The 6,623-nt window shown below is 57.3% G+C and carries 7 protein-coding genes; all 7 read right to left on the reverse strand.

Going from position 1 to position 6,623, the window contains the following annotated elements:
* Positions 1-192: 192 nt before the first annotated feature.
* Positions 193-615, reverse strand: coding sequence for a GNAT family N-acetyltransferase (locus JWR17_RS04400; RefSeq protein ID WP_299828687.1), 423 nt, complete (start codon positions 613-615; stop codon positions 193-195).
* Positions 608-1,774: a cupin domain-containing protein gene (locus JWR17_RS04405; RefSeq protein ID WP_299828689.1), complete on the reverse strand. Its 1,167-nt coding sequence runs from the start codon at positions 1,772-1,774 to the stop codon at positions 608-610. The genes JWR17_RS04400 and JWR17_RS04405 overlap by 8 nt, the downstream gene beginning before the upstream one ends.
* A gap of 60 nt (positions 1,775-1,834) precedes the next feature.
* Complete coding sequence (gene purB / locus JWR17_RS04410) at positions 1,835-3,205, reverse strand: adenylosuccinate lyase (RefSeq protein ID WP_299828690.1); 1,371 nt, start codon at positions 3,203-3,205, stop codon at positions 1,835-1,837.
* Between the two features lie 130 nt (positions 3,206-3,335).
* Positions 3,336-3,956, reverse strand: a complete 621-nt coding sequence (hflD, locus tag JWR17_RS04415) for a high frequency lysogenization protein HflD (protein ID WP_299828691.1) — start codon at positions 3,954-3,956, stop codon at positions 3,336-3,338.
* Positions 3,956-5,086, reverse strand: coding sequence for a tRNA 2-thiouridine(34) synthase MnmA (gene mnmA / locus JWR17_RS04420; RefSeq protein WP_299828692.1), 1,131 nt, complete (start codon positions 5,084-5,086; stop codon positions 3,956-3,958). Before mnmA ends, hflD begins: the two co-directional genes overlap by 1 nt.
* 71 nt (positions 5,087-5,157) lie before the next feature.
* Positions 5,158-5,598, reverse strand: coding sequence for an NUDIX hydrolase (locus tag JWR17_RS04425; RefSeq protein ID WP_299828693.1), 441 nt, complete (start codon positions 5,596-5,598; stop codon positions 5,158-5,160).
* A gap of 108 nt (positions 5,599-5,706) precedes the next feature.
* Positions 5,707-6,623: NADP-dependent isocitrate dehydrogenase (locus JWR17_RS04430; RefSeq protein WP_299828694.1), on the reverse strand; the 917-nt coding region annotated here is incomplete at its 5' end.

Here is a 6,623-nt window from a genome sequence, read left to right on the forward strand (position 1 = left end):
CCGCAATGGCATTGAGGCGTGAGTTTGACAGTTTGTCGGCCTGACGGGCACCAAGTTGAATCCCAGACAGCAAAACGCCCCGCAAAGAACGGGGCGTTTTTGAATCTGTAGGGGCCAACTTGTTGGCGAAAAGTTAGCGCGGCATGTCAAATACACCGCCTCGCCAACACGTTAGCTTCTACAGAGGAGTGATTACCCGCCGCGCACCATATCAACGTGGGGGATCCCGGCCTCGAGAAACTCACCGCTGACGACGGTGAAGCCCAAGCGCTCGTAGAAGCGCGTGGCGTGTACTTGAGCGCTAAGTTTTTGCTCTTTCAGTCCGCGTTTTTCAGCTTCGCCAATCACCGCGTCCATCAGTGCATCGCCTACTTTCAGGCCGCGCCAGTCCTTGAGTACCGATAAGCGACCAATTTCGCCGGCAGGCAACAACCGAGCAGTGCCAATCGGGAAGTCATCTTCGAACGCCAGAAAGTGCACTGCCCCGATATCTTCGGCATCCCATTCCAGTTCAGGCGGTACGCATTGCTCGGCGATGAAAACAGCTTCCCGGATGCGCCGAATGTCGGCGTTATCTTTCTGCCAATCGGCCACCCGTACAGAGATTTTATTCATCGGCAAACCCCAGGCTTCCTTGTTTAACCAACTCACAGAGCAGGTTGCGTCCTTGTTCATCGGCCAGCCACGGGCCGAGGTTCTCAGTGTGTAGCGCATCGGCGGCACAGATCAGTTTCAGCAGGTCGCGCAGGTTGCCTGGCAGCAGGCGGCTTTGACCGCTGGCGAACAGCAACAGGTCTTCATCGACCTCGGACCAGGCCAGTCGTGCGCTTGGATTGCGGATCAATACAGCGCCTTGTTCCAGGCTGCTGAACAGCTCGTCTTCTTCCAGCTCAGGCCCGACTACCATTTCCGGATAACGCGGTTCGGTCATGAATTGGCCGAACCAGGTCAGCAACAGGCGCTCATCGCTCATGTGCTCAGCCAGCAGGCTTTTGAGACGGTCCAGGGCATCGTGCTGAATTTGATGCGGATCGCTGACCGGTTGCGCGTTGGCGTCGGAATAACGCTCTTCATCCGGCAAAAACTGGCTCAGGAAGTCAGTGAAGTGCGTCAGCACTTCGGCAGCACTGGGTGCGCGGAACCCCACGGAATAGGTCAGGCAGTCATCCACCGCGACGCCGCAATGGGCCAGGCGTGGCGGCAGGTAAAGCATGTCGCCAGGTTCCAGAGTCCACTCTTCAGTGGCCTGGAAGTCCTTGAGAATACGGAGGTCGGCGTGTTCCAGCAGCGGGCTCTCGGAATCGCACATCTGGCCGATTTTCCAGTTGCGCTTGCCATGGCCTTGAAGCAGAAACACATCGTAGTTATCAAAATGTGGACCAACGCTACCGCCTGGTGCCGCAAAGCTGATCATCACATCGTCAATGCGCCAGCTCGGGAGGAAACGAAAGTTCTCCAGCAGTTCGGCGACTTCCGGCACAAACTGATCCACTGCCTGGACCAGTAGGGTCCAGTCACGCTCAGGGAGTTTGCTGAATTCGTCTTCAGCAAACGGCCCACGGCGCATTTCCCAAGGGCGTTCGCCGTTCTCGATGATCAGGCGCGACTCGACTTCTTCTTCCAGGGCCAGGCCAGCCAACTCGTCGGCATCAATCGGGCTTTGGAAGTCCGGCAAGGCTTGACGGATCAGCAATGGTTTTTTCTGCCAGTAATCGCGCAGAAACACACGTGCGCTGATGCCGCCCAGAAGTTGAAGAGGAATATCAGGATTCATTTGTAAGCCCTTGAAATGAAAACGCCCAGCACGGCTGGGCGCGTACAGATGTAGATCAAATCAGATGCGCGAAGCTTGAACCACGGCGCTGCCGATGTAATTGGCCGGGGTCAGCTTTTTCAGCTCGGCCTTGGCTTCGGCGGGCATTTCCAGTCCGTCGATAAAGGTTTGCAGCGCTTCAGGACTGATGCCCTTGCCGCGCGTCAACTCTTTGAGTTTTTCGTACGGGTTTTCGATGTTGTAGCGACGCATGACCGTTTGAATAGGCTCAGCCAACACTTCCCAGCACGCATCAAGATCAGCGGCGATCTTTGCGGCGTTGAGCTCCAGTTTGCTGATGCCCTTCAGGCTGGCTTCGTAAGCAATGATGCTGTGTGCGAAGCCCACACCGAGGTTGCGCAAGACAGTAGAGTCGGTCAGGTCGCGCTGCCAGCGGGAGATTGGCAGCTTACTGGCCAAATGCTGGAACAGTGCGTTGGCGATGCCCAGGTTGCCTTCGGAATTTTCGAAGTCGATCGGGTTGACCTTGTGCGGCATGGTCGAAGAACCGATTTCGCCGGCGATGGTTCGCTGCTTGAAGTAACCCAGGGAGATGTAGCCCCAGATATCACGGTCAAAGTCGATCAGGATGGTGTTGAAGCGCGCAATGGCATCGAACAGCTCGGCAATGTAATCATGCGGTTCGATCTGCGTAGTGTATGGGTTGAAACCCAGGCCCAGTTCGTCTTCGATGAAGGTTCGGGCGTTTTCTTCCCAGTCGATGTCCGGATAAGCAGAGATATGCGCGTTGTAGTTGCCGACGGCGCCATTGATCTTGCCCAGCAGCGGAACAGCAACGATCTGAGCGATCTGGCGCTCCAGGCGGTACACAACATTTGCCAGCTCTTTACCCAAAGTAGTCGGGGAGGCCGGTTGACCGTGGGTGCGCGACAGCATTGGCACATTGGCGAAGCGGATCGCCAGTCCGCGGATAGACCCAGCGATTTCATGCATCAACGGCAACAGCACGTTGTCGCGGCCTTCACGTAGCATTAGTGCGTGGGACAGGTTGTTGATGTCCTCGCTGGTGCAGGCGAAGTGGATGAACTCACTGACGTTGGCCAGTTCAGGCAGCTGGGCCGCTTGTTCCTTGAGCAGGTACTCAATGGCTTTTACATCGTGGTTGGTGGTGCGTTCGATCTCTTTTACGCGCTCGGCATGGACGGTGGAGAAGTCCTCGGCCAAGGTATTGAGAATCGCATTGGCTTCGGCAGAAAAGGCCGGCACTTCAGTGACTTGTGGGTGAGCAGCCAAGCGCTGAAGCCAACGGACTTCAACCATGACGCGAAAACGGATCAGGCCGTATTCACTGAAAATCGGGCGCAGGGCCTGGGTTTTGCCGGCGTAGCGGCCGTCAACAGGGGAAACCGCAGTGAGCGAAGAAAGCTGCATGGGGTGTTCTCGGACAGTCGGGCGACGAAATGGGGCGCGTATCATACATGAAAAACGGGTCAGTCCGTTTCGGTCTGACCAGCGTAGAGCGCGCAGTGCTTAAACAGTGGCGGCATTACAACGTGACAAATCAGCCGCGCAACATCGGGTAAAGCTCTTTCAACAGCTTGCGACGGCTGACCACCAACTGCCAGCGATGACCGCCGAGCTGTCGCCATAACCGCGCGGAGCGAATACCGGCCAACAACAGGGCGCGGATTTTCGATGCATTGTTCGGTTGCTGCAAATTACGCATGTCACCGTGAACCTGGATCCGTTGGCGCAACGTACTCAGGGTGTCCTGATACAGCGCACCGCTGGCGGCAATCACGTTTTCATGAACCGGGCCGAAATGTTCAACCTGGGATTTGATCTGCGGCAGTCGCTTGCCGATCAGCTCAAGCAAATCGTCGCGCTTGGCCAGCTTGCGCTCCAGGCCAAGCATCGACAGGGCATAGCGCAACGGTTCCCGTTGCAGCGCTGCCGGATCACGCTCCAGCGCGCTGACCAGCGAGCGATAACCTTCACGCAGATTCAGATCATCGCCGCCGTAGACTTCCATGGTGTCTTTCGGGTCCATGACCAACAGGCTGCCGAGCATGCAGCTCAGCGCGGCCTCACTGGCTTGACCTGTCTTGGCAATCTTGTCCACCAACACCGCCGCCTGGAATACTCCACCCAAGGCGATCAGTTGTTCTTGCGTCGGAGTCATCAGCGCTTGTCCTTGCTGTGCCAAGGCTCGGCTACTTCGATGACGCCGCCACCCAGGCAGATCTCGCCGTCATAAAACACCACGGATTGTCCTGGGGTCACAGCGCGCTGCGGCTCGTCAAACACCACGCGGTAACCCTTGGCACTGTGCTCCAGGGTGCACTGTTGGTCGCCTTGGCGATAACGCACTTTGGCGGTCAATCGGCGCGGGGTGCTCAGATCAACCGGATTGACCCAGTAAATATCGGACGCAATCAACGCTTGAGAGAACAACCATGGGTGCTCATTGCCCTGACCCACGATCAGCTCGTTGTTTTCCAGGTCTTTGACCAACACGTACCACGGGTCGTCACTGGCATCTTTCAAGCCGCCGATGCCGAGCCCCTGACGCTGACCGATGGTGTGGTACATCAAGCCGTGGTGACGGCCAATGACTTCACCTTCAGTGGTCTTGATCTCGCCGGGTTGGGCAGGCAGGTACTGCTTGAGAAAGTCGCTGAAACGGCGCTCACCGATAAAGCAGATACCAGTGGAATCCTTTTTCTTCGCAGTGGCCAAATCGTGTTTTTCGGCGATGGCGCGCACGGCAGGTTTTTCCAGTTCGCCGACCGGGAACAGGGTCTTGGCGATCTGTTCACCGCCTACGGCATGCAAAAAGTAGCTCTGGTCCTTGTTGGCGTCCAGGCCTTTAAGCAATTCGGTACGGCCATCGATATCACGGCGGCGCACATAATGGCCGGTGGCAATCAGATCGGCGCCCAGCACCATGGCGTAATCGAGAAATGCTTTGAACTTGATTTCCCGGTTACACAGGATGTCCGGGTTAGGCGTGCGCCCGGCTTTGTATTCTTCCAGGAAATGCTCAAACACGTTGTCCCAGTATTCGACGGCAAAGTTGGCGGTGTGCAGCTTGATGCCAATTTTGTCGCAAACAGCCTGAGCGTCCGCGAGGTCTTCGCGGGCGGTGCAGTAGTCCGTTCCATCGTCTTCTTCCCAGTTCTTCATGAACAGGCCTTCCACCTGATAGCCCTGCTCGATCAGCAGAACGGCAGAAACGGAAGAGTCGACGCCGCCGGACATGCCGACGATAACGCGCGTCTTTGCTGGATCGTGAGGGGCTTGATCACGCATAGGGATTCGATGTGTGTCTGTAAAAAGGACGCGATTCTAGCAGGCTGTCGGCGCCAAGGCTAAACAGGTATTCAATCACGTATAAGCTCCAGGTCGTGTACTGGCCCGGCGAGGTAGTCGTCGACGCAACGCATCACCAGCTTGCTGCGCCAGCGTTCAGGTTGGCAAAACAGTTCGTCACGGCTGAGCCAGAGCGCTTGCACGATGCCGGTGTCGAGCAAACGTTCCATATGATGCAGAAGCGGCCTGGCGACAAAACACACCCGTTGGTAGGTCACGCCGTTGCTGGGTGCGGTGTACAAATAAATGCCGACGACACCGGTAAGTTCGACGTCCCAGCCGGTTTCTTCGAGGGTTTCGCGCACAGCGGCCTGGCGCAAGGTCTCGTTGGGCTCAAGGTGCCCGGCAGGCTGGTTGAGTACGTGTCGGCCTTCCTTGAATTCTTCGACCAGCAAAAACCGGTCCTGAATTTCAACAATGGTCGCCACGGTAATGTGGGGATGCCAATCCATAGTAAGTGTTCGCCCTCTGTAAAAGGAGGATGACGCTTAAGCAGAAACCCCGGCACGTGGCCGGGGTCTCTGACAGGTCTGGCGCCAAAGCGCCTGGCCGGTTGCGCCTTAAGCCAGCGTGGCGATCGCCGCGTTCAAGGTTTTGCTTGGACGCATGACTTCGCTAGCCAACTTGGGATCAAAGCGGTAATAACCGACGATGTCCACAGGCTTGCCCTGAACCGCGTTCAATTCGGCAACGATGGTTGCCTCGTTGTCTGCGAGGGTTTTAGCCAGTTTACTGAACTGCGCTTGCAACGTGGCGTCTTCAGTCTGAGCGGCCAACGCTTGAGCCCAGTACAGCGCCAGGTAGAAGTGGCTGCCGCGGTTGTCGATGTTGCCGAATTTGCGCGATGGCGACTTGTTGTTGTCGAGGAACTGGCCGGTGGCCTGATCCAGGGTCTTGGCCAGAACCAGCGCCTTCGGATTGTTGTAGGTCACGCCCAGGTGTTCCAGGGACGCGGCCAGTGCCAGGAATTCACCCAGCGAATGCCAGCGCTGGAAGTTTTCTTCCAGCAGCTGTTGAACGTGCTTCGGTGCCGAACCGCCGGCGCCGGGTTCGAACAGACCACCGCCGTTCATCAGCGGAACGATCGACAGCATCTTGGCGCTGGTGCCCAGTTCCATGATCGGGAACAGGTCGGTCAGGTAGTCGCGCAGTACGTTGCCGGTCACCGAGATGGTGTCGAGGCCGGAGCGGGTGCGCTGCAGGGTGAACTTCATCGCGTCGACTGGCGCCATGATCTGGATGTCCAGGCCGGTGGTGTCGTGATCCTTCAGGTAAGCCTGAACTTTCTCGATCACGACGCCATCGTGGGCGCGCATCGGGTCGAGCCAGAAAATGGCTGGAGTGGCGCTGGCGCGAGCGCGGTTGACCGCCAGTTTCACCCAATCCTGGATCGGTGCGTCTTTGGCCTGACACATGCGCCAGATGTCGCCTGCTTCAACGTTCTGTTCGAATACCACAACGCCTTTGTCGTCGGTTA

This window comes from Pseudomonas sp., assembly GCF_028293835.1.
Lineage (GTDB): Bacteria > Pseudomonadota > Gammaproteobacteria > Pseudomonadales > Pseudomonadaceae > Aquipseudomonas.

What these genes read in the sequence shown, in the direction of transcription:
- JWR17_RS04405 (WP_299828689.1), bottom strand. Translation starts at nt 1,774, where the DNA reads ATGAATCCTGATATTCCTCTTCAACTTCTGGGCGGCATCAGCGCACGT.
- purB (WP_299828690.1), bottom strand. Translation starts at nt 3,205, where the DNA reads ATGCAGCTTTCTTCGCTCACTGCGGTTTCCCCTGTTGACGGCCGCTAC.
- mnmA (WP_299828692.1), bottom strand. Translation starts at nt 5,086, where the DNA reads ATGCGTGATCAAGCCCCTCACGATCCAGCAAAGACGCGCGTTATCGTC.
- JWR17_RS04425 (WP_299828693.1), bottom strand. Translation starts at nt 5,598, where the DNA reads ATGGATTGGCATCCCCACATTACCGTGGCGACCATTGTTGAAATTCAG.
- JWR17_RS04400 (WP_299828687.1), bottom strand. Translation starts at nt 615, where the DNA reads ATGAATAAAATCTCTGTACGGGTGGCCGATTGGCAGAAAGATAACGCC.
- hflD (WP_299828691.1), bottom strand. Translation starts at nt 3,956, where the DNA reads ATGACTCCGACGCAAGAACAACTGATCGCCTTGGGTGGAGTATTCCAG.